The organism is Micromonospora sp. NPDC047620, from assembly GCF_043205005.1.
Taxonomy (GTDB): domain Bacteria; phylum Actinomycetota; class Actinomycetes; order Mycobacteriales; family Micromonosporaceae; genus Micromonospora.
The window spans coordinates 1-1,034 of sequence record NZ_JBIDDG010000205.1; the positions used below are offsets into that span (position 1 = coordinate 1).

Sequence of the window (1,034 nt, forward strand, 5' to 3'; positions counted from 1 at the left end):
GATCCAGCGTTTCGCCGTTCTTCGGCAGACCGCGCGCCGCGGCGTGCTCGAAGGCGAAGTTCGGCGCGGCGGCGAAGGTGCCGGCACCGTCGGATACCGCGGCGAGCTCGGAGATCCAGCGACCCGGGCGCCGGACGAAGGCGCTCGGCGACATGATGGTGATGTACTTACCGCCGATCGCCGGCAGGATCACGCACAGCAGGCCCATGTCGTGGTACAGCGGCAGCCAGGTGACACCGCGCGAATTCCAGTCCAGGTTGATGGCGTGAACCATCTGCAGCAGGTTGGTGCCGACCGCGCGGTGGGTGATCTCCACGCCGGCCGGGGTCCGGGTCGAACCCGAGGTGTACTGCAGGTAGGCGATGTCGTCGACGGCCAGATTCGGCCGCACCCAAGACTCGCCGAGAGTGTCGGGCACCGCGTCGACGGCGATGATGCGCGGACGCTGCGCGGCCGGCAGCGGCCGGAAGAACTGGCGCACGCCGGCGGCCGAGGAGCTGGCCGTCAGAATCGCCGACGGCTTGCAGTCGCCCAGCACGGCGTGCAGGCGGTCGGTGTGGCCCGGCTCGTCCGGATCGAACAGCGGCACCGCGATGGTGCCGGCGTAGATGGCGGCGAAGAAGGAGATCACATAGTCCAGGCCCTGCGGCGCCAGGATCGCCACCCGGTCGCCGGGTTTGGTCACCTGTTGCAGGCGAGCGGCCACCGCGCGCAGCCGGACGCCGAATTCCTTCCAGGTCAGGTCCTGATACTCCCCGTCGCGCTCGCGGGAGTAGTCGATATAGCGATACGCAAGATCGTTCGCATCGTTGCGGGTGTGCTTCTCGACGTAATCGACCAGGGTGCGGCCCTCGGGAATTGCGATGTTCCCGGTTTCGTCCAGGTAATCGTCGAAAGTCTCGTCCGTCATTCCTTCTCCTCCGAGGCACACGCAGCACGGCGACATGGCCGCTGTTACCTGTGAGGCCCCGACTCTCTTTCACCCGCGGGCGCTCTGTGGTGCGAGAGCATGCCTGCAGCTTTTTCCGGTGGTC

Annotated in this window: 1 protein-coding gene; it reads right to left on the reverse strand. The window is 67.2% G+C overall.

What is annotated here, in order from left to right:
• The coding region (locus ACGF5C_RS35285; protein WP_393308826.1) for an AMP-binding protein at positions 1-910 on the reverse strand (910 nt) is incomplete at its 3' end.
• Positions 911-1,034 lie beyond the last annotated feature (124 nt).